The sequence below is a fragment of the Mesorhizobium sp. P2_A8 genome, from assembly GCF_056404935.1.
This window is the reverse complement of record NZ_JBFUDB010000001.1, coordinates 1,103,002-1,128,414: the sequence shown is the minus strand read 5'-3', so window position 1 is coordinate 1,128,414 and position 25,413 is coordinate 1,103,002. Positions and strand designations below refer to the sequence as shown.

Here is a 25,413-nt window from a genome sequence, read left to right as displayed (position 1 = left end):
GGGCGATACTGCCTGCCAGCAGGCCGGAGCATGATCCCGACGAGTAGTCCCAAGTTTCGGAAATGATCATACTCGAACAGGCTCTAGGCGGCGATTTTCAGCGCGCCTGGCCCCGGAATGGCGCCGGGTGGGCATTTGCCCAAAATGATCATGCCGAGCACCTCGTCCTGGGTCACATCGGTGGTGTGCGCGGTGCCGACGACCTGGCCGTTCTTCATGACGCAGACCCGATCGGCAAGCTCGAACACGTCGTGGATGTCGTGACTGATCAGGAAGATGCCGATGCCGTCGGACTTGAGCTGCTTGACCAGCTCGCCGACCTGCGCTGTTTCCTGCGGACCAAGTGCCGCCGTCGGCTCGTCCATGATCAGGATGCGGGCGTTGAACAGGATCGCGCGCGCGATCGCCACCGATTGCCGCTGTCCGCCCGACAGCTTGATCACCGGCTCCTTGAAGCGCTGGAAGCGGGGATTGAGCCGACCCATCACCTTGCGCGCCTCGGCCTCCATCGCAACGTCGTCGAGCGTGCCCCAGGCGGTCATCAGTTCACGGCCGAGGAACAGGTTGGCGGCGGCATCGACATTGTCGGCCAACGCCAGCGTCTGGTAGATCGTCTCGATGCCGTATTTCTTGGCGTCGCGCGGGTTGGAGATCGATGCCTCCTCGCCATTGACGAAGATTTGGCCTGAGTCGCGCTTGTAGGCGCCAGACAGGATCTTGATCAAAGTCGACTTGCCGGCACCGTTGTGGCCGAGCAGCGCCACGACCTCACCGGGGAAAAGATCGATCGAGGCGTCGTCAACGGCGCGGATGCCGCCAAAGGCGATCGATATGTTCCTCATGTCGATCAGCGCGGTGGCGGCGGGATCAGTCTTGTCAGTCATGGCCATGCCTCCTAGACGCGCTTGCGATAGACAGTGTCGAGCCAGACGGCGATGACCAGCACGGCGCCGACGACGATGCTCTGCAGCGGCGAGTCGACACCGAGCAGCACCATGCCGGACTGCAGCGACTGCATCAGAAGTGCGCCGAGCATGGCGCCGATGATCGTTCCCGAACCGCCGGCGAGCGACGTGCCGCCAATGACGGCGGCCGCGATGACCAGCAGTTCATCAAGCGTTCCAAGCACGTTGGTGGACGAATTCTGCCGGGCCGAGGAGATCGCGGCGGCGATCGTCGCCAGCACGCCCATGATCATGAACACCTTCATGGTGATCCAGCGCGTGTTGATGCCGGCGAGATTGGCAGCCTCCGGATTGCCGCCGATGGCAAAGACATAGCGGCCAAAGCGGGTGCGGTTGGTGATGAAGGTCATGACCAGCCCGACCGCGACCGCCATCAGCACCGGTATGGCGATGCCATGGGCGATGAACAGGCCGCCTTCGGGAACGATGATGTTGTTGGCCGCCGCGTATCTGTTCACGATGCCGATCGGCCATGGATAGGAATTGGCGAGCCACACCGCACCCATGATGACGGCGCAAGTGACGGCGCCGAGCAGCGTCTCGGCCCAGATCGGCCGCAGCGGGAACCGAAAACGCTTCCGCTGCACGCGGCCGTTGAACAGCGCAAACACCACGGCAAGGCAAGCGACGATACCGACAACCCAGCTCCAGGTCGCACCGATCGATCCCGCCGGCCCGCCGCCCATCAGCTGGAAAGTGCCGTCAAGCGGCGCCACCGTCTGGCCGCTGGTGACCCACCAGGCGGCACCGCGCCAGACCAGCAGGCCGCCCAGCGTGACGATGAAGGCGGGCACTTCGAGATAGGCGATGACAAAACCCTGGAAGGCGCCGATCAGCAGGCCGAGCGCCAGGCCGATGACCAATGCCAGAACCCAGATCCATGGATTGCCGAGTTCGAGCCCGACGAACCGCACCAGGAAATGCACTTGCGCAAAGCCCATCACCATGCCGATCAGGCCCTCGGCGGAACCGACGGACAGGTCGATGTTGCGCATGACGATGACCAGCACCATGCCGCAGGCCATGATGGCCACCGCGGATGTCTGCACCGACAGGTTCCACAGATTGCGCGGCGTGAGGAAGGTGCGGCTGTCGAAATCGAGCGGATTGACACCAAGGCGCAGGCTGGAAATGACGTGCAGTCCGATCCAGATGATCAGCAGCGCGCCGACCATGCCGAGCATGCGGGTGTCGATCTCGGTCGCTTTCAGGAACCGGGCGACCACGCCGAGTTCCGACGCGCGCGCGGTGTCGACCTGCGGGTTGGACGTCGTGTCGGTCATGATTTCCTCCCACCGGCTTGCCGTCTGACGCGGATGCCGGAACCCAGCCTAGAAGCTATCCGCCTGATGCGGAAACACAAAACTTTTGAGAAAACGCCGCGGCCTTTGGGCCGCGGCGTTGATATCGAGCAGGTTCGGCCGCTATTAGTTGCAGGCGGCGACGGTGCCGGCGGCAACACCCGCGCAGACTTCGTCCTTCTTGATCCAGCCAGCGTCGATGACGACGTTGAGATTGTCCTTGGTGATGGCAACCGGGGTCAGGAACAGCGACTTGACGGTGTTGCCGCCCGGCGTCGTGAAGTCCTTGGCGCCGGCGATGTCGCCCGTCTTCTTGCCGTCGGCCAGCTGCGAGGCGATCTCGGCGGCATTCTTGCCGAGTTCGCGCGCGTCCTTCCACACCGACACGGTCTGCGTGCCGAGCGCGATGCGGTTCAGCGCGGCGTGGTCGCCGTCCTGGCCCGAGACCGGCACGGTGCCGGCCAGGCCTTGCGCCGTCAGCGCCGCGACGACGCCGCCGGCGGTGCCGTCATTGGCCGCGACCACCGCGTCGACCTTGTTGTCGTTGGCGGTTAGGAACTGCTCCATGTTCTTCTGGGCGTTGGCAGGCAGCCAGCCGTCCGTATAGGCCTCACCGACATTCTTGATCTTGCCGCTGTCTATGGCCTCCTTGAGCACTTCCATCGAGCCCGAGAACAGGAAGTCGGCATTCGGGTCGGCACCCGAGCCCTTGATGAAGACGTAGTTGCCTTCCGGCTTGGCCTTGAACACTTCGCGGGCCTGCATGCGGCCGACTTCCTTGTTGTCGAAGGTCAGATAGAAGACGTCCTTGTTCTCGATCAGCCGATCATAGCCGACGACCGGAATGCCTTCGTCCAGCGCCTTCTGCACCGCCGGGCCGATGGCCGAGGCATCCTGCGCCAGGATGATCAGCGAATTGGCGCCCTGCGAGATCAGGCTCTCGACATCGGTGAGCTGCTTGCCGGGATTGGACTGTGCGTCTGCGGAGATGTACTTGTCGCCGGCGGCCTCGATCGCCGTCTTCATGGCGGCCTCGTCGGTCTTCCAGCGCTCTTCCTGGAAGTTGGACCACGACACGCCGATGACCTTGTCCTTCGCCTGCGCGACCGACACGAGCGTCAGCGACATGGCGACACCCGCCAGGATGGCGGCTGTGAATCTTTTCATATTATCCTCCCTGCGCCGCGTATGGCGCGACCAAACTGACCCGTAGGCCGGCACAGAAGCTCTATTTTTTCGAGCCTCGAAAAAATACTGATCCAACAGCCGAACGCTGTCAACATCGATTCTGATGGATTTTGATGTCTCTCTGAATTTTTTTCGAGCCCCGGAATAAATAATGACAGGATGGCAGGCTTCTGCCAGAATTTGATCAGCGCATGTCGCCCAAAAGTGCGTAGCGGTTTTGGGCGACATGCGCGGAAACAAGTGCCTGAGGTGCTTCGCGCTTCAGGCTTCGCTGACAGCCTTCGGGGGGCACGAAAGGCTGCAGCGACCGGGAGGATGTGAAAAAACATGTCGGTCGGAATCCGCCACGACGATCTGCGCCGTCGCAACCGGGCGATGGTGATTGCGGCCGTGCGTCGCGCCGGACAGCCGTCACGCACCGAGATCGCCGCGACCACAGGCCTCAGCCACTCGACCATATCGGCGATCTCCTCCGACCTGATCGGCGAAGGCATCTTGGCCGAGAGCAAGCCGAGCGAGGCCGGCTCGCTCAAACGCGGCCGGCCGCAGGTCGGCCTCAGCCTCAATCCGGAAGCAGCGGCAGTGATGACCGTGGTGCTGTCGCTGAACTTCCTCTCCGTCGCCGTCATCGACTATGCCGGCCAGGTGATCGCCGAGGAACAGCGCCGGCTCGACACGCTGACCATGTCGCGCGACGCGCTGGTCGGCGAATGCGTCGCCATCGTGCGGCGACGCCTCGAAGACCCCGATCTCGACGTCCGCAATGTCGCCCGCATCGCGCTGGCGATCCAGGGCATCACCGACACGCGTGCCCGCGCCATGTTGTGGTCGCCGATCACGCCGCACACCGATATCGCCTTCGCCGACATACTCGAGGACGAGTTCGGCATTCCCGCCACCATGGAGAACGACTGCAACATGATGGCGGTGGCGCTGCGCTGGCGCGACCCTGATCGCTACCGCGACGACTTCATCGCCATCCTTTTGTCGCACGGCATCGGCATGGGCCTGGTGCTGAAGGGCGAACTGTTCACCGGTACCCATTCTTCGGGCGGCGAGTTCGGCCACATGATCCATCGGCCGAACGGCGCGCTGTGCCGCTGCGGCCGGCGCGGCTGCGTCGAGGCCTATGCCGGCAACTACGCCATCTGGCGCAACGCAAGGCAGATGAGTGAGGACGCAGAACCAGTCGCCGATGTCAGCGACGCCGATATGCGCGCCCTGGCGACCGCGGCCCGCGAAAGCGATGGACCCGAGCGCGAGGCCTATCGCAAGGCCGGCGAAGCGCTCGGCTACGGTCTCGGCAGCCTCTTCGCGCTGATCGATCCGGCGCCGGTCGCCATGGTCGGTGTCAGCGCCGCGGCCTTCGACCTGATCGAGCCGGCATTGCGCGAGGCGATTGCCCAGACCGCAGGCGGCCAGCACTCGAAATCGATTTCCTTCGACACCGAGCCGAACGAACTGCCACTGATCCGCGAAGGCTGCGCCATGCGCGCACTGACCTTCGTCGACCAGGAAATTTTCGCGCTTGGCACTCACACAAGATCCGGCATCGTCGGCAAGAACGTCGCGTGAATCAGACGGGAGTCAATCTTCCCTGATCGCGTATCCCGCCCCACGAATGGTACGGATGACGTCGGGCATGCGGCCATTGTTGACCGCCTTGCGCAGCCGGCCGACATGCACGTCCACCGTGCGCTCGTCGATGTAGATCGTCTCGCCCCAGACATTGTCTAGCAGCTGGCTGCGCGAAAACACCCGACCGGGATGACGCATCATGAACTCGAGCAGGCGAAACTCGGTTGGTCCGAGCCGGATCTCGCTCTTCTTGCGATAGACCCGGTGCGATTCACGATCGAGCACGATGTCGCCGACCTTGAGCACGCTGGACAGCACTTCCGGCTTGGCGCGGCGCAGCAGCGCCTTGACCCTGGCCATGAATTCGGGGGTCGAGAACGGCTTGACCAGATAATCGTCGGCGCCGGTCGAGAGGCCACGCACACGATCGCTTTCCTCGCCGCGCGCGGTCAGCATGATGATCGGCAGCCGCTCGGTCTCAGGACGCATCCTTAGCCGGCGGCAGAGTTCGATGCCGGAAACCGCCGGCACCATCCAGTCGAGCACCAGAAGGTCGGGGACGTTCTCCTGCAACCGGATCTCGGCCTCGTCGCCGCGCGTCACCACCTCGACCTGGTAACCCTCGGACTCCAGATTGTAGCGGAGCAGCACACCGAGCGGCTCCTCGTCCTCCACCACCATGATGCGTGGCGCGATCATCGGCTGGTCACCCCTGTCGTCATGCCGCCGGCGCGGACATTGCCGTCTCGTCCTGCTTCGGACGATTGGCGGGCAACTGCGTACCGGTCAGAACATAATACGCATTCTCCGCGATGTTGGTGACGTGATCGCCGATCCGCTCGAGGTTCTTGGCGCAGAACAGAAGATGCGTGCAGGCGGTGATGTTGCGCGGGTCTTCCATCATGTAGGTCAGGAGTTCGCGGAACACGGAGGTGTATTTGACGTCGATGCGCTCGTCGTCTGCGCGCAGTTTCGCCAGGGCCGCGGCGTCGCGCGCCGCATATTCCTCGATGACACCCTGCACCTGGATCAGCACCAGCTGCGCCATTCCGTCAATGGAATGCGACAGGTCGCGCGGCGTGACGCTGAGGCCGACGGTGCCGACGCGCTTGGCGATGTTCTTGGCAAGGTCGCCAATGCGTTCGAGATCGCCGGCCATGCGGATCGAACCGACGACATGGCGCAGATCGTCGGCCATCGGCTGCCGCTTGGCGATCAGCGTGATGGCGCGGTCATCAAGCTCGCGCTGGCGCGCGTCCATGATCGCGTCGTCTGAAACAACGCGCTGTGCCAGCGCGTTGTCGGAATTCAGCAGCGCCTTGGTGGCACCACCGACCATCGAGCCGGCGAGATCGCCCATGTCACTGATGAGCCTGCTGATCTGTCCGAGATCCTCGTCGAAAGAAGCGACTGTGTGTTCGCCCATGATCCTGTCCCTCGTATGCCTGAGCTCAGCCGAAGCGGCCGGTGATGTAGTCCTGCGTGCGCTTCTCGCGGGGCGACGTGAAGATCTTCTCGGTGCGGTCGAACTCGACCAGTTCGCCCAGATACATGAAGGCGGTCTGCTTCGACACGCGCGCCGCCTGCTGCATGTTGTGGGTGACGATGACGATCGTGTAGTCGGCTTGCAACTCGTCGATCAGTTCTTCGATCTTGGCGGTCGACAGCGGGTCAAGCGCCGAGGCCGGCTCGTCGAGCAGGATGACTTCCGGCTTCACCGCCACGGTTCGGGCGATGCAGAGCCGCTGCTGCTGGCCACCGGAGAGGCTGAGGCCGCTGGCGTTGAGCTTGTCCTTGACCTCGGTCCACAGAGCCGCACGCTTCAGCGCCTGCTCGACGCGGCCGTCCATCTCCGACTTGCTGAGCTTCTCATAGAGCCTGACACCGAAGGCGATGTTTTCATAGATCGACATCGGGAACGGCGTCGGCTTCTGAAACACCATGCCGATCTTGGTCCGCAAAAGGTTGAGGTCCTGCGAGCGGTCCAGAACGTTCTGGCCGTCGAGCAGCACCTGACCCTCGGCGGTCTGCTTGGGATAGAGTTCGTAGATGCGGTTGAAGACGCGCAGCAGCGTCGACTTCCCACAGCCCGAAGGACCGATGAAGGCGGTGACGCTGCGCTCGGGCAACGACAGCGTGATGTCCTTCAGCGCCTTGCTCTGGCCGTAGTAGAAGTTGAGGTTCTTGACTTCGATCTTGGCCTTGCTGGCGGTTGCCTCGGCGGCGATCGTCATGTCTGGAGACAACATCTGGCTCATTTGTCCTCTCTGCGTCCTGTCAGGCTGCGCGCAAAGATGCTGAGCGCGAGAACCGTCAATGTGATGATGAGTGCGCCGGTCCAGGCCAGTTGCTGCCATTCCTCGTAAGGGCTGAGAGCGAACTGGAAGATGGTCACAGGCAGGCTGGCCATTGGCGCGTTGAGATTGCTCGACCAGAACTGGTTGTTGAGCGCCGTGAAGAGCAACGGCGCCGTCTCGCCCGAGATACGGGCGATCGACAGCAATATGCCGGTGACGATGCCGGACAGGGCAGCGCGGTAGGCGACCGACTTGATAACCACCCAGCGCGGCGCACCGATCGCGGTGCCGGCTTCGCGCAGCGCGTTCGGCACCAGGTTGAGCATGTCCTCGGTGGTGCGCACGACGACCGGGATGACCAGGATGGCAAGCGCGACGGCGCCGGCAATCGCCGAGAAATGCCCCATCGGCCGGACCATCAGTTCGTAGACGAACAGGCCGATGATGATTGATGGCGCCGACAGCAGGATGTCGTTGATGAAGCGCACCACGGTGGTGAGCTTCGAGAAGCGGCCGTATTCAGCCATGTAGGTGCCGGCCAGCACGCCGATCGGCGTGCCGACGATGACGGCGATGATGGTCATCACCACGCTGCCATAGATGGCGTTGAGCAGGCCGCCGGCGTCGCCGGGCGGCGGCGTCATCTGCGTGAATACGTCGAAGGACAGGCCGGCAGTACCCTTGTAGACCAGTGCGCCGAGGATCAGCGCCAGCCAGGCAAGTCCGATGCCCGCGGCGGCGACGCAGAGCGTCATCATCACGGCATTCTTCCGCTTGCGGCTCTGGTGAAGCGATGTGGCTGTCGACATCGGTCAGGCTCCCGTGCGGGCGTCAATGCGCATCAGCATGTAGCGTGCGATGGCGAGGATCAGGAAGGTGATGACGAACAGGATCAGGCCGAGCGCCACCAGAGAGGAGGTGTAGAGGTCGCCGACGGCTTCGGTGAATTCGTTGGCGATGGTGGCGGAAATCGTCGTCGCCGGCGCGAACAGCGAGGAACTGATGCGGTGCGCGTTGCCGATGACGAAGGTCACCGCCATGGTTTCGCCGAGCGCGCGGCCGAGGCCGAGCATGACGCCGCCCATGATGCCGATCCTTGTATAGGGAATGACCACGCGGCGGGTCACTTCCCAGGTCGTGCAGCCAATGCCGTAGGCGGACTCTTTCAGCACCGGCGGCACCGTGTCGAAGACGTCCTTGGTGATCGAGGTGATGAAAGGCAGCACCATGATGGCAAGGATCAGCGACGACGTCAGCAGGCCGATGCCGTAGGGCGGACCGGCAAACAGGCTGTTAAGACCGGGAATGCCGTGGAACGCACCGATGATGAATGGCTGCACGGTCGTCTGCAGGAAGGGCGCCAGCACGAATAGGCCCCAGATGCCGTAGATGATCGAGGGGATGCCGGCGAGCAGTTCCACCGCCATGCCGATCGGGCGCCGCAGCGGGCGCGGGCAAAGTTCGGTGAGAAAGATGGCGATGCCGATGCCGAGCGGCACGGCAATCAGGATGGCGATGGCGGATGTGATGATGGTGCCATAGATTGGCGCCAGTGCGCCGAATTTCTCCGTCACTGGATTCCAGCTCTCGCTGGTCAGGAAGGAGAAGCCAAACGTCGACAGGGCCTGCCAGGAGCCGGCAAACAGCGAGATCGCAACGCCGCCGAGCAGGACCAGCACCAGTATGGCGGCGCCCCGGGTCATGCCGTGGAAGATCGCGTCGGTCAGCGCGAACCGCCTGACAGTCGCGTCGCGCGAACCTCGAATGGCTGGCAAGGCTTCCTGGACAGCGCTCATGTGAAGCTCGGCTCTTTTGAGTGGAGGGAAAAGGAGCGCCGCGGCGCGGCGCTCCTTCAAGGGGATATTATTCGCCGACGTAGATGGGCTTGCCGTCGGTCTGGAAGTCGGCCTTCCACGAGGCCTTGATCAGGTCGACGACGCTGTCGGGGATCGAGACGTAGTCGAGCGCCTTGGCGGTTTCCTTGCCGTCCTTGTAGGCCCAGGCAAAGAACTTCAGCGCTTCACCGGTCGCTGCGGCGTCGTCGGGGGTCTTGTGGATCAGCACCCAGGTCGAAGCAGCAATCGGCCAGGTGGCGTCGCCGGGCTCGTTGGTGATGATGACGTTGAAGTTCTTCGCGCCCTTGAAGTCGGCATTCGAAGCAGCCGAGCCGAAGGATTCGAGCGACGGCTCGACGACCTTGCCGGCGGCATTCAGCATCTTCGAGTAGGACAGGTTGTTCTGCTTGGCGTAGGCATACTCGACGTAGCCGATGCCGCCGTCGGTCTGCTTGACGGTGTTGGCAACGCCTTCGCTGCCCTTGGCGCCGACGCCGACCGGCCATTCGACCGCCGTGTCCGAACCGATCTTGTCCTTCCAGTCGGGCGACAGCTTGACCAGATAGTTGGTGAAGTTGAAGGTCGTGCCCGAGCCGTCCGAACGGTGGACGACGGCGATGGCCGTCGACGGCAGGGTCAGGGTCGGGTTCAGCGCCTTGATCGCGGCATCGTCCCAGGTGGTGATGGCGCCGAGGTAGATCTGCGCGATCGTCTTGCCGTCAAGGATGAGTTCGCCCGGCTTGACGCCGGTCAGGTTGACGATCGGCACGATGCCGCCCATCACCATCGGGAACTGCACGAGGCCGTTCTTTTCCAGGTCTGCGTCGGACATCGGCTTGTCGGTGGCGCCGAAGGTGACAGTCTTGGCGATGACCTGCTTGATGCCGCCGCCCGAACCGATCGACTGGTAGTTGAGGCCGACGCCGGTGTCTTTCTTGTAGGTGTCGGCCCACTTGGCGAACACCGGATAGATGAAGGTCGAGCCGGCGCCGGAAAGATCAGCTGCCATCGCCGCGGAAAGGGTGAAGGTGGACGCCGTAGCCATTGCAATAGCAACGGCCGCCGAGCGGATGAAATGTCTCATGTGGCCTGCTCCTGTTCGGAAGATGGTCTCTCGGCGCCATTCCTCTCGGCGCCCGCTGAGGCCAATAGCCTTCGATTATTACAGTCGCATGACAGTTTGATGTCACCCCGGTAACGCGTCATCGGAGTGGGGAAAATGCCGGCCGGCCGGCATTCGCGACGGAGCCCGGCTTTGCGCCCGGAATCAGGCACTTGCACCGTTTCAACTCGAGACCGGTCTGCGGTTTCGCGATCGCCGGCTCGGCAAAGAAAATCCGGACGGGAGCGCGTTGCTCTCGACCACATGTTGTGGCCGGGCCATCGCCGAAAACAGGTCCGTTGGGGTAGGTTGACGCTGTCTCATGCCGGCGGTCGCTGCTCCCGCCCGTAACTGGAGGAGCGGAATTCGATGTGGCCATTGTCTCGGCTGGACGCCGCCTTTGATATGGTGCGATCGCGCCATAGTCTTGCATCGGCGCGCAAAGCGAATCTCCGCCGAATCTACCACAACGCGGCCAATGCATGTCGCCCGAACTGGCCCCGGTCATGGGAAGAACGACGTGCGCAAACAAAGATCTGAAGCGCGCATCGCCTGGATCCGTTCAAATGCGACGCGCTTTAGGGGGCGACGCCGGCCTTTAGCCGGCGTTGCGCTGAGCCTGGCGGCTGACACCGACCCAGCGTTCGACCTTCTCGAGAAGGGCCCTGGGGCTGATCGGCTTGGGCAGATAGTCATCCATGCCGGCCTCCAGGCAGCGTTCGCGATCGCCCTTCAGCGCATGCGCGGTGACGCCGACGATCGGCACATGCGTGCCGGTTTCTTCCTCCAGCCGGCGAATGGCGGCGGTGGCTTCGAGCCCGTTCATCTCCGGCATCGAGACGTCCATCAGGATCATGCACGGGTTGAGCCGGCCGAAGGCGTCGAGCGCCTTGCGGCCATTGCCGACGATCTCGAAACCATACCCGGTCTCGCCGAGAATCTGGGTGAAGACCATCTGGTTCACCTCATTGTCCTCGGCGACCAGGATATCCAGCCTGTCGCCGCCGCCCGTCGCGGGTGGCCGGGGGCGCACCGAGGGCGGCTGCAGCAGCGCCCTTTGTTCCGACGGTGTCGACTGCTGTGGCCGCGCGACGCTGCGTGGAGGGATCCCGGCTGCCGGCGGCTGGGTGTCGGTCGTGTTGTGGCGATGCCGCTGGATGGTGGCGACCAGCGTCTCCAGCAGCACCGATGACCGCGCCGGCTTGATCAACTGGGCGTCGATGCCGAGATCGCGATAGCTGGTGTTGGCGAGCGACTGGTCGACCGAGGTCAGCATGATGATCGGCGTGCCAACAAGGCCGGCGGTGTTGCGCACGATCCGCGCCATTTCGGCGCCGCTCATGCCCGGCATCTGGTAGTCGAGCACGACGCAGTCGACCGGCACGCCATAGGCGGCGGCGGCGATCAACACCTTGAGACCCTCGGCACCGCTTTCGGCTGCGCAGGAATCGAACGTCCACGATGTCATCTGCTCCGTCAGGATGGCCCGGTTGACGGCATTGTCGTCGACGATCAGCACGCGTGCGCCGGTCACGTCGACAGGCATGATGCGTTGCCCGTTCTGCTGTCCGGCCCTAGGCAGCGTGACCGAGAACCAGAAGGTCGAGCCCTTGCCCTCGGCGCTCTCGACACCGATGTCGCCGCCCATCAGTTCGACGAGCCGCGACGTGATGGCAAGGCCGAGGCCGGTTCCCTCGTGCCGCCTCGTCGACGAGGTGTCGACCTGGCTGAATTTTTCGAACACCAGTTTTAGCTTTTCCTCGGGGATACCTATGCCGGTATCGGTGACCGAGATCGTCAGTTTTGTCCCGGTCGGAACCCTTTCGCCGGTAACGTCGACCAGCACATGGCCTTCATCGGTGAATTTCACGGCATTGCCGAGCAGGTTGGTGACGATCTGTCTGATGCGGCCGACATCGCCGACGAACAGGCTCTCGAGACGAGGCTCGATGCGCACGATGAGCTCAAGGTCCTTTTCCTTGGCGCGTGTCGACACCAGCGTCGCCACATCCTCGATCGCCTCGGCAAGGTTGAAGGGCGCCGGATCGAGCACCAGCTGGCCGGCGTCGATCTTGGAGAAATCCAGGATGTCGTTGATGATGGTGAGCAGCGCGTTGCCCGATTTGACGATGATGTCGGTAAACGTCTTCTGTTTCGGATCGAGGTCCGATTTGGCCAGCAGTTCGGCCATGCCGAGCACGCCGTTCATCGGCGTGCGGATCTCGTGGCTCATATTGGCGAGGAATTCCGACTTGGCGCGGTCGGCGAGTACGGCGCGCTGCCGCGCCTCGCGCAGCTCGGCCTCGCGCGTCTTCAGCTCGGTGATGTCGGTGGTCGATCCGATCAGGTAGAGCGAACCGTCGGAGGCGATCATCGCCCCCTTGCGGGCGAACTGATGCCTGACGCTGCCGTCGGCTGCGGTCACCGTCTCTTCGACCTCCTGGGTTTCACCGGTGCGCAGCACCGCAAGGTCGCTGTCGACAAAGGCCTGGCCGTCCGGCCCGAAGATCTCGATGTCGGTCTTGCCGATCGCCTCTTCCTTGGCGAAGCCGGTCAGATCGCACCAGCCCTTGTTGACGTAGAACTGCCTGAGGTCGGAGCGCTTGGCGTAGATCGACACCGGCACGTTGTCGATCAGGCTGCGGAACACCTCGTTCTCGCGCATGCTCTCCTCCAACGCGCGCTCGCGCGCCTTGACGTCGGTGATGTCGGTGCTCGAACCGACCAGGTGCACCGATCCGTCCAGCGCTACCAGGCGGCTCTTGCGCGTCATCAATTGCCGAACCGTGCCGTCGCGATGGGTGACGGGTTCCTCGACCTCCTTGACTGTGCCTCTCACGGCGACTTCGGTGTCGTCATGGCTGTAGCTATCGGCGTCCTGCGCACCGAACAGCTGGCGGTCGGTTCGACCGATGACGTCTTCCTTGGCGAGGCCGGTTATCGCGCACCAGGCCTTGTTGACGAACTCTATGCTCAGGTCCTGCGCCTTGATGAAGGCGGCCACCGGCAACTCATCCAGCACGTGCCGGAACAGATCGATCTGGCGCATGCTGTCGCGCAGCGCCTTTTCGCGGCTCTTGATCTCGGAGATGTCGACGCGAACGCCGATGAACGTGCCATCGTCGGTCCGCATGTCGTAGACCTGATACCAGCGCCCGTCGGGATTGAGGCGCTCGAACGAGGAACTCGGCAAGCGATAGCGGGCGAGGATCGCGTCCAGCCAGCGGGCGGCGTCGTCGTCGTAGAGCTTGTCGACTTGCGGGTCGCCGCTTGAGCGGAAATAGCCGTTCGAATGGCCGAGAATGAGCGCTTCGCGGAGTGTGCAGCCGGGCTGCCATGCCGGCTTCAAAGCCGGCAGCGTATCCTGAATCTTGCGGTTGGCGAAAACGAACTTGTCGTCGCGATCGTAGATGATCACGGCCGCCGGCAAGGATTCCAGCACGCTGGCGAGATGCTTGCGAGCATCCTCGGCCTCGGTCTCGCGGCGCTTCATGTCGGAAATGTCGAACAGGAAACCGGCGACGTAGTTGCGGCCGCTTGGCATGCCAACGCGGCTCTTCCTGACGATGCGCGAGCGGCTGGCGCCATCGGCCTCGAAATTTTCTTCCACCTCGTAAGCGCGCCCGGTGGCAAGCACGTCCCGTTCGCTCTGTTCGAAAAGCGCGACGTCGCGCCCTGACAGGAAATCGCCGCCGGGCTTGCCAAGCATGGCTTGCTGGGTCTGGCCAAACAAGGCAGCGAAGGCCTCGTTGACGAACACAAACCGCAAATGATCGTCCTTGACGAAGATCGGATCCTTGACGGCGTTGATCACCGCTTCCGCCAGCCGCGCTTTCTCCAGCGCGTCGGCAAGTTCGGCCTCGCGATCCTTCATGTCGGTGACGTCGACATAGGAGATCAGCCGCTTGCCGCCGGCGAGCGGCGCCATCGACGAGATCAGCGTGCGGCCGTCATTGCGCGGGAACTGCCGTGATCCGGCTGTGCCGGCCCTGATTTCCGCCTCGCGATCGGTGATATGCCGCTGCCATGTCACGTCGTCGGAACCAAATGGGTCGACGTCGCGGCTGGCGTCCATCAGTTCACGGAAGCTGCAGCCGATCTCGGCCCGCCGGGCGTCGATCTGCCAGAAATCGTAGAACGCACGATTGATGACTTCAGCGCGCAAATCGGCATCAAGGACCAGGACACCGATCGGCATCTGGTCGACCATCGTACGAAGGTTGGCGAAGGTCTCGGTGGTCCTGGCATTGGCGTTCTCGACTTCGGCGTCGCGAAGCTTCAGCTCGGTGATGTCGTAGTAGGTCAGCAGGCGCTTGCCACCGGACAGTGCGGTGACCGAGAACATCATGGTTCTGCCGTCAGCGTGGAGAAACTCGCGTGGCGCCACCGAGCCGGCGCGGATCTCCTCCATGCGGGTGGCGAGGTAGCGCTGCCATTGCTGTTCGTCGATATCGCCATAGATGCCATTGCGGCGGTTGAGTTCCATCAACAGGCTGAACGGAGCGCCGACGGTCACGGCACCTTCCGGAATCCTGGAGAGGTCGCGATAGGCCTTGTTGACGATCAGCGTGTCGAGCCTCGCATCCAGCAGCACGACGCCCATGTGCATGGCGTCCATCGTCCGCTCGAGATCGGTAAGATGCTCGGCGGGTTCGCCGTCCGTCGGCGGTCTCTGCTCCAGGGTCCCGAAGGCGGCGGCCAGCGCTGTGACGTTGCGGCCAATGCCGCGATAACCGGCAAATCTTCCCTCGCCATCGAACCTTGGAAAGCCTGATGTCAGGATCCAGCGGCAATCGGCGCGGCCACCTTTCAGTTCATGGACGACATCGCGAAACGGCCGCTGCGCCTGCAGATCCGCCAGATGCGCGGCACCGCTGCGGTCACCGTTCAGGTCCTGATTGAGGAAGTCGAAGCGGAACCGGCCAAGCACAGCAGCCGGGTCGATGCCGGTGGCAGCCCGGTAGTTCTGCGAAAGCCAGGAGAAGCGCAACTCGGCGTCGGTTTCCCAGACCCAGTCCGAACCGGCTTCAACCAGTTGGCGAAGCGTGTCACTCGAATCCATGTCCGCAACGGACGACAAGCCATCGTCGCCATGCGCTGCCGATTTGCGAGGCCCGCGCTTGCCGCGCGCGCCGATTGTGTCGTCCGCTTCCGCCATGCCATCCCCACCCCGAAACCAAGGCCGAACCCTCCTTCGCGGTCCGTCGGCGGAATGTGCCCGAGAAGCATTAACGATCCGCTAACCTTAACGATCGGTTAGATATATCGGCCGACACGGCCAGCGCTATTCCGCCGGGTTGCCGGCGGGATCGAAGCCGCTATATAAGTCCCAAGGGATATTGCGGATGCTTGGACGGATTTTGCCTTTTTTCATGGGGCTGGCGCTGCTTTTCGGCGGCGGCTGTTCACGCAGCTATGACGGCACAGTCATCATCCCGAGGCCACTCGATGTCCGGCGCTTCTGGGACCGGCCGCCACCACATGTCGAATACGGGCAGGTTGAAGAAGGCGCCTTTCCGGTAGCGCCGCAGCCGCCACCGCGGTTTTCCGAGCGCAGGGTCGTGAGCCATGCCGCGCCAAGGCGGCACCGGACGAGGGTCTCGACACCGCCTTCCTCGACTGAACCGGCGAAGCTGCTGACGTGCAGAAACGTCAGCGAGCCCGGCAAGAGAGCTCGCATGGTCTGCGAATAGCAGATTGATCGGCAAATGCCTGTCAGCAAGCTCTGTGTTCAGAGCGAGGCGGCGCCCTTTTTGGGCTCCTTCGCACCGAGCTTGTCGAGGGCAAAACGCACCTGGCGCAAATCGTCCTGCCAGCCGTCTTCGTCGCCCATCGAGCTCTCCGAGGCAGCCCGCTGCAGCCCACGCGCCTCGGATTCAATCTCGCGCAGTTCAGCGATTTTCTGTTCGGTGGTCAGGGAGCCGTCTTCGACGATCTCCAGCACCCGCATTTCCCTGAACGTGGCCATGGCGTTTCTCCTGCCTGATGTCGATCACAACGCCGTGAGCGCCCCTCTGTTCCCGACCAGGCTAATGTTCCAGCCAGATCGGGACAGCCCCTGCAACCAGCCTTCCGCCAATCGGCAGGGCCAGCGGTCAGTTGCCCGGGAAGAAGGCTGGGCCAACCACGCGCACCTTCAGGCTGAGCTCCCAAACAATCCGGCAAGGCCGACGATCGCCGAGGGTCCGCAGCGCGATGGGGCGGAATCCGTCGTTACCGCCCGCTGCTTTTGAAACCTTTGCCCGACCTTCAGCGTTGATGGCCAAAGGAGAACGCAGATGTCGATCCACTTCACGGTCTCGGACCTGACAAGAAACTTGTTTCACTCGCTGGGGCTGGATCACGAGCGCGCGCCAAGGCCTCTCAACGCCGAGCAAAGGCTGTTGCTGGAATGCTATCTGGCCGGCCATGTCCCGGAATCGGCCTGGAACGACTACGTCTTCGAGACGCCTGACCTGGCCCGGCATGCCGAGGCAAGGCGCAATCATCACTGAGCCGCCACGGGCCGCGAGCACCACCCCTGAGGTGCTTGTTGGCTTACTTGGGGGAAGCGAATTGCAACGTGAACACGTTGCCGGCGACCCCTTGCGCCAGCTTCGGTGAGAAGGTCAGGGGCAGGCAGTTCTGCAAGGCCGTTGTTGCGGCGTCGACAAATGATTTTTTTGCCTTGGCGTCGCCGTTCACCTTGATGGCCGTCGGCCTTGGTGGGCCGATCAGCGTGCCGTCCCGCTTGAAGCTGAAACTCAAGGTAACGCTGGCAGTCCCGGCATCCGCCGGTGGCGTCCAGCATGCCTGGATCGCGGCGCCGACATCGCTCATGGTGTTGAGTTCAGCGGCATTGGAAGGATGAACAGCGCCCGCCAGCATCACGCCCGCAATCGCAACCTGCCTCACAACGCTTTTCATCGCGAGCCCTCGTCTCACTCCTGACCGGCAATCCATGCCGGACTGCCGAAATGGATGGTAGGGCCAACGCCGGCAATGACAATATCTCTCGGCAAAAGTTGACGCCAAAAAAGCGACGCCCGACGAGGCTTGCTTGGCCTCATCCCTGCTCGATCATGTGCGGCGATAACGAGCGAAAGCAAAAAGGCCGGCATTGCGCCGACCTTTCCTTCCACCTCGGCGCCAGTACATCCGTGGTCGGGGGGGTGAATTATCGGCAGTAGACAGGGCTTTGGTTAACGAATCCTTAACCTCAGACCCCCTTAACCTCAGGCTTGGGCCTGCGACTTCACATGGGCGATGTAGCCGCGCACGTCGCCGGCCGGCTCGCTATAGGCCTTGCCGAGCGCCTTCTCGATCGCCGCCATATATTCCTTGGCCCATTTGGGCAGTGGATAGTCGATGACCGCCAGGAACTCGAGTGTCGCCGCCAGGCGGATGTCGGCGATCGACGGGCTCTTGCCGCCGATGAACGGCTTGCCGTCCCTGAAAAAGCTGTGGAAGACATCCAGCGGCTCGGCGATCGCGGCCATCGCGGCCTTCTGGGCTTCGGACTTCTTGTCTGGGTGGGCGTCGCTGTGGCCGACCTCGCCGGCATATTGCGGAAAGCCGAGGAACGGATAGGTGGCGCGCGCCACATAGGGGTAGAGCGTACCGACCAGGTAGAACATAGCACTATCGATCATCGCCCGCTTGGCCGGCGCTTTAGGGTAGAATTTCTCCAGCCCGTGTTTGTTGGCGAGGTATTGCATGATGGCGCAACTCTCCCACAACACGCCTCTGGGAAGGCCCTTGTCCTCGATCATTGGCGTCAAATGCGAGGGGTTTCGCGCCGTGAATTCCGGCGAACGGGTGTGGCCCCAGGCATCGGTCTCGTCGGCACCCAGCCCGGCCGCGCGCGCGAACACGCGAACGGTCATGTTGTTGACACTGGGCTTCAGCATGCTGAGCTTCACGCCGGGTTTCTTCGCCGGCTTCGGCTTGGCCTTCGCAGCGGGCTTGGCCGCTGCTTTTGCCGCCGGCTTTGCCACCGCTTTCGCCGCCGGCTTGGCGGCTGCCTTGGCCGCGGGTTTCTTCACGCTCTTCGTCGCTGTCTTGGCCATTTGTTCCTCCCTCTGGTTTTGTTCAGTATGGGTTCTTCGGTGCCCGGTCATCCGACAAGGTTGCGCGGGAACGCTCGACCAGCGCCTGGATCGCATCGGCGAGATGCACTTCGGCAATATTGTAGTCGCCGCGCGCGACACGCAGCCTGTGCGCTTCCATCAGCACGTCGGCATGGGTGAAGCCCGCCGGCGGCTCGAAGCGGTAGGAGGCGAGCTCGATCAGTAGGCCGAGCGGATCCTCGAAATAGATCGAATCCATGAAGCCGCGATCCTTGACGCCGCTGTGCTTGATGCCGCGCTCGTCGAGCCGGGCAACCGCCTGCAGGAAGGTGACGCGCGACACCGAAAAGGCGATGTGATGGACGCAACCCGGATCGGTCGGCGTGCGTCGCTTCTCCGGCGTGCGGCTCTCGTCGGTGAAGATGGTGACCAGCCGGCCGTCGCCCGGATCGAAATAGAGGTGGCTTTCCCTGGGCTTGTCGAGATTGGGCTGTTCGAAGATGAACGGCATGCCGAGCACGCCTTCCCAGAAATCGATCGAGGTCTGGCGCCCGGCGCCGACCAGCGTGATGTGATGGACACCCTGCGATTGCAGTTTCTGCATTGGCCTTCCTCCCCGCGCGGCATCACCTGCCGGTCTGGACCTAGTCAGGGTCCGACGTTCTGCGCGCCGTTTGAGCCGTGCCTCGATCCATGATGCGAATGCTAATGCAATCGGCCCCGCTGCGCCAGAAGCGACGAATGCCGCCTGGATTGAACGATCGTTGGAGACGGAAATCCTTGGTACGCCCAAGGGGAATCGAACCCCTGTTCCCGCCGTGAGAGGGCGGTGTCCTGACCGCTAGACGATGGGCGCGCTCAAGAACCGGCGATATAGGCTGACGGCTGGGAAAAAGCAACTGGGGTTCGGCCGCTTTAGCGCATCGCGGAAAAACTGGCCACAAGCCTACGTTTTCGGCTCGATCAGATCCCAAAGATTGCCGTGGAGATCGGCGAAAACCGCCACCGTGCCATAGGGCTCGAAACGCGGCGCCTCGCGGAATTCGACGCCCTTCTCCAGCATCGCCGCATGGTCGCGGGTAAAGTCGTCGGTTTCGAGAAACAGGAAGACACGGCCCCCGGTCTGGTTGCCGATGCTTTTCCCTTGTGCCTCGTCGGAAGCCTCGGCCAAAAGCAACTTGGCGCCCTGCCCGTTGGCCGGCGCCACAGTGACCCAGCGCTTGCCGCCGCCAAGATCGACATCCTCCATGAGCAGGAAACCCAGTCGATCGACATACCAGGCAATCGCCTCGTCATAGCTGGCGACGACCAGGGCGACGGTCGCGACGCGGCGATGTTCGGCGAACCCGGTCATCCCTGAGGCTTGCTCCTGTGTTGCCGCCCGCTCATTTGTTGCGAATTGCAAAACGGCCGATCAGACGGCGCTCTGTCATGTCGTAGACGAAGATCGTGCGACTGCCGTCGGTGAGCTCGGCGTCGATGGAGACGCGATTGCCGGACAGCGACTGGCTGACCACCTTGGCGCCGACGGGCAGCACGATGTCGCCACTGACCGGCTCGCCGGCCGGCGCCTGGATGTCACTGGCCAGCGCCGGGTTCGCCGGCGGTGCGTTGCGCGCTTTGTAGACAAGGGCGCCGATCACCACCATAAGGGCAAGGAACAGCAGGCCGAGATTGATCCCGACGAAGCGGACGAGTTTCCTGCGCACCTTTTCGACCTCGGGGTCGAGTGGTTTCTCCTGGTCTTCCTCGGCAATTGGGCTGGCCATGGCAAATAGTCCGGAACGGTTTTTCAATGAGCGCTCATAGCGAAGAGGCCCCTGAATTGATAGAGGACCAATTCATCGCGGCAGCCCCCACCGTGCTGGTGGCCAGCGCGGATGCGGCCGGTCAGCGCCTCGACCAGTGGCTGGCAGCGAGCCTCGGCCCGGATATGTCGCGCAGCCGCGTGCAGATGCTGATCAGGCAGGGCGCGGTCTCGGTCGACGGCAAGCCCATCAGTGAGACCAAACGCAAGATGACGCCGGGCGAAAGCGTCTCGGTGGCCATGCCGGAGCCGGAGCCGGCGGAGCCACAGGGCGAGAACATCGCGCTTGATGTGCTCTATGAGGATGACGAACTGATCGTCATCAACAAGCCGGCTGGCCTTGTCGTGCATCCCGGCGCCGGCAACTGGACCGGCACGCTGGTCAACGCGCTGATCCATCATTGCGGCGACAGTCTTTCCGGCATCGGCGGCGTGCGCCGGCCGGGCATCGTTCACCGTCTCGACAAGGAGACCAGTGGCGTCATGGTGGTCGCCAAGACCGACCGCGCCCACAAGTCGCTGTCCGAAGCCTTCGCCGATCACGGCCTGACCGGCGATCTCGAACGCGCCTATCTGGCCTTGGTCTGGGGCATACCGCAAAGGCCGACGGGAACGGTCGACGCACCGCTCGGCCGTGCCGCCGACCGCGTGCGCCGCGCCGTGGTCCCGGAAGGACGCGACGACGCCCGTCATGCCGTCACCCACTTTGCCGTGCGGGAGCGCTTCGGGGTCGATCAGCAGGAGTTCGCCACCGCCAGCCTGGTCGAATGCCGGCTTGAGACCGGCCGCACCCACCAGATCCGCGTCCACATGGCGCATATCGGCCATCCGGTAATTGGCGACCCCGACTATGGCCAGGCCTTCCGCACCAAGGCCAACCGCCTGCCCGAACCGCTGAAAAGCCAGGTCAAGGCATTTTCCCGGCAAGCTTTGCATGCCTGGCTCCTTGCATTTCGCCACCCGACTACCCATTTATCGATGAGGTTCGAGGCGCCGACACCGAGGGACATGGAGGAACTCGTCAACGGCTTTCGCAAGCTCTGAACCGGTCACCAACAAGCTTCAAGCTAGCCATCAAAAAACCTGACTGGCATTGTTCACTTCAGCGTGACACACTGTTTCGTGTTGAACAAACGCCTGTCTTTTCTGGTTTTGTTCCTGTATAAGATCTGATGTCGCGGGCGAGCCTTTTGGTGCTCGCGTCACATGCCCGCCGCGTTTCGGGGGCATCACTCCAATAGAGAGGGGGCGCTATCATGGCCCAGTCATTACCCAGTATCGTTTCCGGCGAAGGCGGCCTCAGCCGCTACCTGGAAGAAATCCGCCGCTTTCCCATGCTGCAGCCGCAGGAAGAGTACATGCTCGCCAAGCGTTATGCCGAGCATGAGGACACCTCCGCCGCGCACAAGCTCGTCACCAGCCACCTCAGGCTCGTCGCCAAGATCGCCATGGGCTATCGCGGCTATGGCTTGCCGATCGGCGAAGTGATCTCGGAAGGCAATGTCGGCCTCATGCAGGCCGTGAAGAAATTCGAACCCGAGCGTGGCTTCCGCCTCGCGACCTACGCCATGTGGTGGATCAAGGCCTCGATCCAGGAGTACATCCTGCGCTCGTGGAGCCTGGTCAAGATGGGCACGACCGCCAATCAGAAGCGCCTGTTCTTCAACCTGCGCAAGGTGAAGGGCAAGATCCAGGCGCTCGACGACGGCGACCTCAAGCCCGACCAGATCGCCGAGATCGCCACAAGGCTGAACGTTTCCGAAGCCGAAGTGGTGTCGATGAACCGGCGCCTGTCGGGCGACGCCTCGCTCAACGCCCCGATCCGGGCGAGCGAAGGTGAATCCGGCGAATGGCAGGACTGGCTGGTCGACGACCACGAAAGCCAGGAAGAGATGCTGATCGAGCAGGACGAGCTGGAAAACCGGCGCGGCATGCTGTCGGGCGCTCTTGCCGTGCTCAACGAGCGCGAGCGGCGCATCTTCGAGGCTCGTCGCCTCGCCGAGGAGCCGCTGACCCTGGAAGAGCTGTCGGCCGAGTTCGACATCAGCCGCGAGCGCGTGCGCCAGATCGAGGTGCGCGCCTTCGAGAAGGTGCAGGACGCGGTCAAGGCCGCCGCCAAGCGCCAGACCCAGGCGCTGCGCACCATCGAGGTCCAGCCCGCGGCGTAAAGCCAGCTTCGTCCCCGAAACAAACACAACGGCGGCGTCAGGAAACTGGCGCCGCATCAGGCCCGGTCTGCTGGCTCGAAGCCCTGCGAGTTGCACGCTAGCGATTCCGCCTTGGCGCATTGCCGGCTTCCTTGTGACAGCGAGCGCCCCTATAAGCACCATCATAGGGTGGAGCTGATCATGCGTTTTGCTATCGATTCGGTTAGGCAACATTTCGGATCGTTGGTCGTGATTGGCTGGTCTGAGACAGGAAAGCCGGTTCTAGTGGTCAATGGCATCGAGCACCAAGGTGCGTCGGTTCCCATGTCCCGCCCGGACGTCGTCGACGTGTTTGGTGAATCGGCCGGAGAATGGGGCTGGATGGCCATTTTTCATGTGCCGGAACCGATCGACCTCGCAGATGGTACTGTGGTCGCGATAAGGGACGGCAGGCAACTCCATATCGTTGAAATCACGGCGCTTCCGCTCGAGCAGCAAATGCAGGCGTCATCCATTTTTGTTGATTTCATGCAGATCATTCGGGACGCTCAGGAAGGTCAAGCGATTCTGGAAATCGGAAGCCGCGCCCGAAGTGGAATATCACGGCGCGATATGTTCGTGCCCAAACTGAAATATGTTGGGCTGGATATCATGGCTGGCCCAAACGTCGATGTTGTCGGCGATGCTCACAATCTGCCGGTGGAATTGAACAATCGATTCGATTTTGCTTTTTCTGCCTCGACCTTCGAACATTTGCTAATGCCTTGGAAGGCGGCACTGGAACTGAACCGGGCGCTCAAGCCAGGTGGCATCGCCTATATCCAAAGCCACCAGACGTGGCCGATTCACGAGGAGCCGTGGGACTTCTTCCGATTCTCCAAATATGCCTGGACCGGACTGTTTAATGTCCACACCGGATTCGAAATGGTTCGCGCCGATCATTGGCACAACGCCTCTATTGTTCCCGGCTTTCCTATCGGCGCGCTCAAGGGCTTGGGAGATCAGCCGGCCTTTATGTTGAGCGCGTGCATTGTTCGCAAGATTAGCGATCCCTTGGTCATCTGGGCAGGCAATCCCGCTGAAATTACCGACCTGAACTACGACCACGCGCTGCCAGTCACCGCGGTGTAAGCGGCAGCACCGCGGATCAACTGCGGGCAGAAACAAAAACAGGATTAGCGCCAATGCGGCGACCCAAAAGTGTCGAGCGGAAACTTTAGATACCGCCGGCCATTGGCTTCCGGGTCCGGCAGCCGTCCGCCATTCATGTTGACCTGCAGCGCATGCAGGATCAGCCTCGGCATCGGCAGTGTCCTGTCGCGAGTTTCACGCAGGGCGACGAAATCAGCCTCGGTGCGCGCGGCAACGAGATGGATGTTGCCGGCTTTCTGCTCGGCGATCGTGCTTTCCCACAACGGCTCGCGCCCACCGGCCTGATAGTCATGGCCGACGAAAACGCGCGTCTCGTCAGGCAACGCCACAATGTCCTGGATCGAGTGCCAGAGCCGCGCGGCGCTGCCGCCTGGAAAGTCCGTCCTCGCCGTGCCGCTGTCGGGCATGAACAGCGTATCGTGGACGAAGGCGGCATCACCGATCACATAGGTGATCGAGGCCAGCGTGTGCCCGGGCGAGAACAGCACCTTGACCGGAAGGGTGCCGACCCGGAAGGTCTCGCCTTCTCCAAACAGCCTGTCCCACTGCGAACCGTCGGCGGGAAACTCCGGCCAGTTGTAGATCGCCTTCCACAGTTTCTGGACGTCGACGATCCTGTCGCCGATCGCCGTGGGCGCTCCGGTCTTCTGCTTCAGGTAATGTGCCGCCGAGAAATGATCGGCGTGCGGATGGGTATCGAGGATCCACTCGATGCTCAGCCCCTGCTCGCTGACAAAGTCGAGCAAGGCATCGGCATTCCCGGTCGCCGTGGCGCCGGACTTCTCGTCGAAGTCGAGGATCGGATCGATGATGGCGCATCGCTTGGTTGCCGGGTCGGCGACGACATACTGGATAGCCCCGGTTGGCTTGTCGTAGAAGCCGCTGACCTGCGGCCTGGCCAAAGCTACGTCCAATTTCGGTTTCCCCAACCCTTGATGCATGTCGCCCAAAGTGGCCCCGGTTTCGGGAGAGCGACATGCATAAAAACAAAGACCTACAGTGTGTCGCCTGAATCCGTTCGGACGCGGCGCACCTTGGTCGGCAGGAATGATTTTCTCTACCGGCACCCGAGAAGAGCATGGTTGTCCGCTCGGGTGACCCAGTCAAGTATCATTTCGCTCGCAGGAGCGAGAAAGCCAAAAACCGTTCCGAAGGGTCGCGGTCAGGCGGTCGGCTGCTTGGTCTTCCTGAGATAGGGCAGGATGGTTTCGTAAGCGCCGAAACGCTTGATTGCATCCTCGTTGGAAACCGCGGCGGTGATGATGACATCCTCGCCCTGCTTCCAGTTCGCCGGCGTCGCCACCTGGTGTTTGGCGGTCAGCTGCATGGAATCGACCGCGCGCAGGATCTCGTCGAAGTTGCGGCCCGTGGTCATCGGGTAGGTAAGCACCAGCTTGATCTTCTTGTCCGGCCCGATGACATAGACCGACCGCACCGTGGCGTTGTCGGCGGGCGTGCGGCCCTCCGACGTCTCGCCGGCGCCGCCAGGCAGCATGTCGTAGAGCTTGGCGACCTTGAGGTCCTTGTCGCCGATCAGCGGATAGTTCACCGAATGGCCGGTCGCCGTCTTGATGTCGTCCTGCCATTTGCCGTGGCTTTCGACCGGATCGACCGAAATGCCGATGATCTTGACGTTGCGCTTCCTGAAATCGCCCTCCAGCCCGGCCATCGTACCAAGCTCGGTCGTGCAGACCGGGGTGAAGTTCTTCGGATGGCTGAAAAGGATCGCCCAGCCGTCACCGATCCATTCATGGAACTTGATCGTCCCTTGTGTTGTCTCGGCGGTGAAGTCCGGCGCGATGTCGTTGATACGAAGGCTCATGGCACATCTCCCCTGTAACAAATCTCGCCAGCAGGGAGGACGGAGGGCGGCAAATCACGCCGCCATCGAGGCGTCCACGCTCCGGCATGGCCGCATCTTAGCGCAAAAATCGTGACCGCGAGATAATATGAAACTCTTGTCGGCGGCAGAACGAGTATTTTTGTGCTGCCG

24 protein-coding genes and 1 tRNA gene are annotated in these 25,413 nt (G+C 62.7%); 6 read left to right on the top strand and 19 right to left on the bottom strand.

Annotated elements, in window-relative coordinates:
- Positions 1 to 83 precede the first annotated feature (83 nt).
- From AC1D10_RS05535 to xylF, 3 genes are all read right to left on the bottom strand, one after another.
- The gene (locus tag AC1D10_RS05535) at positions 84 to 884 is read right to left on the bottom strand and encodes an ATP-binding cassette domain-containing protein (RefSeq protein ID WP_477269408.1); all 801 of its coding nucleotides are present in this window, start codon (positions 882 to 884) and stop codon (positions 84 to 86) included.
- An 11-nt stretch (positions 885 to 895) separates the two neighbouring features.
- Positions 896 to 2,248 carry a sugar ABC transporter permease gene (locus AC1D10_RS05530; RefSeq protein WP_477269406.1) on the bottom strand — a complete coding sequence of 451 codons (1,353 nt, stop codon included), beginning with the start codon at positions 2,246 to 2,248 and terminating at the stop codon, positions 896 to 898.
- Between the two features lie 144 nt (positions 2,249 to 2,392).
- Positions 2,393 to 3,433: a D-xylose ABC transporter substrate-binding protein gene (xylF, locus tag AC1D10_RS05525; RefSeq protein ID WP_477269403.1), complete on the bottom strand. Its 1,041-nt coding sequence runs from the start codon at positions 3,431 to 3,433 to the stop codon at positions 2,393 to 2,395.
- Positions 3,434 to 3,781: 348 nt separating this feature from the next.
- Between xylF and AC1D10_RS05520 the strand changes: the two genes are divergently transcribed.
- Positions 3,782 to 5,029: an ROK family protein gene (locus AC1D10_RS05520; RefSeq protein WP_477269401.1), complete on the top strand. Its 1,248-nt coding sequence runs from the start codon at positions 3,782 to 3,784 to the stop codon at positions 5,027 to 5,029.
- A gap of 12 nt (positions 5,030 to 5,041) precedes the next feature.
- Here AC1D10_RS05520 and phoB read toward each other — a convergent pair whose 3' ends face one another.
- The 7 genes from phoB to AC1D10_RS05485 form a co-directional block, all read right to left on the bottom strand.
- Entirely contained in the window at positions 5,042 to 5,731 is a 690-nt protein-coding gene (gene phoB, locus AC1D10_RS05515) for a phosphate regulon transcriptional regulator PhoB (protein ID WP_010911896.1), read from the bottom strand.
- A gap of 19 nt (positions 5,732 to 5,750) precedes the next feature.
- Positions 5,751 to 6,458: a phosphate signaling complex protein PhoU gene (gene phoU / locus AC1D10_RS05510; RefSeq protein ID WP_056587420.1), complete on the bottom strand. Its 708-nt coding sequence runs from the start codon at positions 6,456 to 6,458 to the stop codon at positions 5,751 to 5,753.
- A gap of 25 nt (positions 6,459 to 6,483) precedes the next feature.
- Positions 6,484 to 7,290: a phosphate ABC transporter ATP-binding protein PstB gene (gene pstB, locus AC1D10_RS05505; RefSeq protein ID WP_379105227.1), complete on the bottom strand. Its 807-nt coding sequence runs from the start codon at positions 7,288 to 7,290 to the stop codon at positions 6,484 to 6,486.
- Entirely contained in the window at positions 7,287 to 8,138 is an 852-nt protein-coding gene (gene pstA / locus AC1D10_RS05500) for a phosphate ABC transporter permease PstA (protein ID WP_379105225.1), read from the bottom strand. The genes pstB and pstA overlap by 4 nt, the downstream gene beginning before the upstream one ends.
- Positions 8,139 to 8,141: 3 nt before the next feature.
- Positions 8,142 to 9,125, bottom strand: a complete 984-nt coding sequence (pstC, locus tag AC1D10_RS05495) for a phosphate ABC transporter permease subunit PstC (RefSeq protein WP_477269398.1) — start codon at positions 9,123 to 9,125, stop codon at positions 8,142 to 8,144.
- Between the two features lie 67 nt (positions 9,126 to 9,192).
- Positions 9,193 to 10,248, bottom strand: a complete 1,056-nt coding sequence (pstS, locus tag AC1D10_RS05490) for a phosphate ABC transporter substrate-binding protein PstS (RefSeq protein ID WP_477269396.1) — start codon at positions 10,246 to 10,248, stop codon at positions 9,193 to 9,195.
- Positions 10,249 to 10,864: 616 nt separating this feature from the next.
- Positions 10,865 to 15,424 carry a PAS domain-containing protein gene (locus AC1D10_RS05485; protein WP_477269394.1) on the bottom strand — a complete coding sequence of 1,520 codons (4,560 nt, stop codon included), beginning with the start codon at positions 15,422 to 15,424 and terminating at the stop codon, positions 10,865 to 10,867.
- Between the two features lie 187 nt (positions 15,425 to 15,611).
- Here AC1D10_RS05485 and AC1D10_RS05480 point away from each other — a divergent pair, with 187 nt between their 5' ends.
- Entirely contained in the window at positions 15,612 to 15,959 is a 348-nt protein-coding gene (locus AC1D10_RS05480) for a hypothetical protein (RefSeq protein WP_477269392.1), read from the top strand.
- Between the two features lie 38 nt (positions 15,960 to 15,997).
- Here AC1D10_RS05480 and AC1D10_RS05475 read toward each other — a convergent pair whose 3' ends face one another.
- Complete coding sequence (locus AC1D10_RS05475) at positions 15,998 to 16,234, bottom strand: hypothetical protein (protein ID WP_379095644.1); 237 nt, start codon at positions 16,232 to 16,234, stop codon at positions 15,998 to 16,000.
- Positions 16,235 to 16,544: 310 nt separating this feature from the next.
- Between AC1D10_RS05475 and AC1D10_RS05470 the strand changes: the two genes are divergently transcribed.
- Positions 16,545 to 16,760, top strand: a complete 216-nt coding sequence (locus AC1D10_RS05470; protein WP_477269390.1) for a hypothetical protein — start codon at positions 16,545 to 16,547, stop codon at positions 16,758 to 16,760.
- A 43-nt stretch (positions 16,761 to 16,803) separates the two neighbouring features.
- Here AC1D10_RS05470 and AC1D10_RS05465 read toward each other — a convergent pair whose 3' ends face one another.
- From AC1D10_RS05465 to AC1D10_RS05440, 6 genes are all read right to left on the bottom strand, one after another.
- On the bottom strand, positions 16,804 to 17,172 hold the full coding sequence (locus AC1D10_RS05465) for a hypothetical protein (RefSeq protein ID WP_477269388.1): 369 nt from the start codon (positions 17,170 to 17,172) through the stop codon (positions 16,804 to 16,806).
- A 308-nt stretch (positions 17,173 to 17,480) separates the two neighbouring features.
- The gene (locus AC1D10_RS05460; RefSeq protein WP_477269386.1) at positions 17,481 to 18,314 is read right to left on the bottom strand and encodes a glutathione S-transferase family protein; all 834 of its coding nucleotides are present in this window, start codon (positions 18,312 to 18,314) and stop codon (positions 17,481 to 17,483) included.
- A gap of 22 nt (positions 18,315 to 18,336) precedes the next feature.
- Positions 18,337 to 18,918: a VOC family protein gene (locus AC1D10_RS05455; protein ID WP_477269384.1), complete on the bottom strand. Its 582-nt coding sequence runs from the start codon at positions 18,916 to 18,918 to the stop codon at positions 18,337 to 18,339.
- Between the two features lie 177 nt (positions 18,919 to 19,095).
- Positions 19,096 to 19,170, bottom strand: a tRNA-Glu gene (locus tag AC1D10_RS05450).
- 90 nt (positions 19,171 to 19,260) lie between these two features.
- A complete protein-coding gene (locus tag AC1D10_RS05445; protein WP_477269382.1) occupies positions 19,261 to 19,668 on the bottom strand; it encodes a VOC family protein in 408 nt (135 codons plus the stop codon).
- 31 nt (positions 19,669 to 19,699) lie between these two features.
- Positions 19,700 to 20,083 carry a fimbrial protein gene (locus tag AC1D10_RS05440; protein ID WP_477269380.1) on the bottom strand — a complete coding sequence of 128 codons (384 nt, stop codon included), beginning with the start codon at positions 20,081 to 20,083 and terminating at the stop codon, positions 19,700 to 19,702.
- Between the two features lie 26 nt (positions 20,084 to 20,109).
- On the opposite strand from AC1D10_RS05440, the gene AC1D10_RS05435 reads away from it, so the two are divergent.
- The 3 genes from AC1D10_RS05435 (at position 20,110) to AC1D10_RS05425 (ending at position 23,399) form a co-directional block, all read left to right on the top strand.
- Positions 20,110 to 21,165, top strand: coding sequence for an RluA family pseudouridine synthase (locus AC1D10_RS05435; RefSeq protein ID WP_477269378.1), 1,056 nt, complete (start codon positions 20,110 to 20,112; stop codon positions 21,163 to 21,165).
- A gap of 212 nt (positions 21,166 to 21,377) precedes the next feature.
- On the top strand, positions 21,378 to 22,289 hold the full coding sequence (gene rpoH / locus AC1D10_RS05430; protein WP_378922708.1) for an RNA polymerase sigma factor RpoH: 912 nt from the start codon (positions 21,378 to 21,380) through the stop codon (positions 22,287 to 22,289).
- A 180-nt stretch (positions 22,290 to 22,469) separates the two neighbouring features.
- The gene (locus tag AC1D10_RS05425) at positions 22,470 to 23,399 is read left to right on the top strand and encodes a class I SAM-dependent methyltransferase (protein WP_477269376.1); all 930 of its coding nucleotides are present in this window, start codon (positions 22,470 to 22,472) and stop codon (positions 23,397 to 23,399) included.
- Between the two features lie 44 nt (positions 23,400 to 23,443).
- On the opposite strand, the gene AC1D10_RS05420 is transcribed toward AC1D10_RS05425, so the two are convergent.
- Together AC1D10_RS05420 and AC1D10_RS05415 are read right to left on the bottom strand one after the other, a co-directional pair.
- Positions 23,444 to 24,361 carry an MBL fold metallo-hydrolase gene (locus AC1D10_RS05420; RefSeq protein ID WP_477269856.1) on the bottom strand — a complete coding sequence of 306 codons (918 nt, stop codon included), beginning with the start codon at positions 24,359 to 24,361 and terminating at the stop codon, positions 23,444 to 23,446.
- Between the two features lie 221 nt (positions 24,362 to 24,582).
- On the bottom strand, positions 24,583 to 25,242 hold the full coding sequence (locus tag AC1D10_RS05415) for a peroxiredoxin (protein ID WP_477269374.1): 660 nt from the start codon (positions 25,240 to 25,242) through the stop codon (positions 24,583 to 24,585).
- Positions 25,243 to 25,413: the final 171 nt, after the last annotated feature.

Bases quoted from the DNA above. Each gene is read 5' to 3' on its own strand.
- AC1D10_RS05425 (WP_477269376.1), top strand. From the start codon at position 22,470: ATGCGTTTTGCTATCGATTCGGTTAGGCAACATTTCGGATCGTTGGTC.
- AC1D10_RS05460 (WP_477269386.1), bottom strand. From the start codon at position 18,314: ATGGCCAAGACAGCGACGAAGAGCGTGAAGAAACCCGCGGCCAAGGCA.
- AC1D10_RS05480 (WP_477269392.1), top strand. From the start codon at position 15,612: ATGCTTGGACGGATTTTGCCTTTTTTCATGGGGCTGGCGCTGCTTTTC.
- AC1D10_RS05455 (WP_477269384.1), bottom strand. From the start codon at position 18,918: ATGCAGAAACTGCAATCGCAGGGTGTCCATCACATCACGCTGGTCGGC.
- phoU (WP_056587420.1), bottom strand. From the start codon at position 6,458: ATGGGCGAACACACAGTCGCTTCTTTCGACGAGGATCTCGGACAGATC.
- pstS (WP_477269396.1), bottom strand. From the start codon at position 10,248: ATGAGACATTTCATCCGCTCGGCGGCCGTTGCTATTGCAATGGCTACG.
- AC1D10_RS05420 (WP_477269856.1), bottom strand. From the start codon at position 24,361: ATGCATCAAGGGTTGGGGAAACCGAAATTGGACGTAGCTTTGGCCAGG.
- AC1D10_RS05415 (WP_477269374.1), bottom strand. From the start codon at position 25,242: ATGAGCCTTCGTATCAACGACATCGCGCCGGACTTCACCGCCGAGACA.
- AC1D10_RS05435 (WP_477269378.1), top strand. From the start codon at position 20,110: ATGAGCGCTCATAGCGAAGAGGCCCCTGAATTGATAGAGGACCAATTC.
- AC1D10_RS05440 (WP_477269380.1), bottom strand. From the start codon at position 20,083: ATGGCCAGCCCAATTGCCGAGGAAGACCAGGAGAAACCACTCGACCCC.
- rpoH (WP_378922708.1), top strand. From the start codon at position 21,378: ATGGCCCAGTCATTACCCAGTATCGTTTCCGGCGAAGGCGGCCTCAGC.
- pstC (WP_477269398.1), bottom strand. From the start codon at position 9,125: ATGAGCGCTGTCCAGGAAGCCTTGCCAGCCATTCGAGGTTCGCGCGAC.
- AC1D10_RS05535 (WP_477269408.1), bottom strand. From the start codon at position 884: ATGACTGACAAGACTGATCCCGCCGCCACCGCGCTGATCGACATGAGG.
- AC1D10_RS05465 (WP_477269388.1), bottom strand. From the start codon at position 17,172: ATGAAAAGCGTTGTGAGGCAGGTTGCGATTGCGGGCGTGATGCTGGCG.
- xylF (WP_477269403.1), bottom strand. From the start codon at position 3,433: ATGAAAAGATTCACAGCCGCCATCCTGGCGGGTGTCGCCATGTCGCTG.
- pstB (WP_379105227.1), bottom strand. From the start codon at position 7,290: ATGAGCCAGATGTTGTCTCCAGACATGACGATCGCCGCCGAGGCAACC.
- AC1D10_RS05520 (WP_477269401.1), top strand. From the start codon at position 3,782: ATGTCGGTCGGAATCCGCCACGACGATCTGCGCCGTCGCAACCGGGCG.
- AC1D10_RS05475 (WP_379095644.1), bottom strand. From the start codon at position 16,234: ATGGCCACGTTCAGGGAAATGCGGGTGCTGGAGATCGTCGAAGACGGC.
- AC1D10_RS05470 (WP_477269390.1), top strand. From the start codon at position 16,545: ATGTCGATCCACTTCACGGTCTCGGACCTGACAAGAAACTTGTTTCAC.
- AC1D10_RS05530 (WP_477269406.1), bottom strand. From the start codon at position 2,248: ATGACCGACACGACGTCCAACCCGCAGGTCGACACCGCGCGCGCGTCG.
- pstA (WP_379105225.1), bottom strand. From the start codon at position 8,138: ATGTCGACAGCCACATCGCTTCACCAGAGCCGCAAGCGGAAGAATGCC.
- AC1D10_RS05485 (WP_477269394.1), bottom strand. From the start codon at position 15,424: ATGGCGGAAGCGGACGACACAATCGGCGCGCGCGGCAAGCGCGGGCCT.
- phoB (WP_010911896.1), bottom strand. From the start codon at position 5,731: ATGATCGCGCCACGCATCATGGTGGTGGAGGACGAGGAGCCGCTCGGT.
- AC1D10_RS05445 (WP_477269382.1), bottom strand. From the start codon at position 19,668: ATGACCGGGTTCGCCGAACATCGCCGCGTCGCGACCGTCGCCCTGGTC.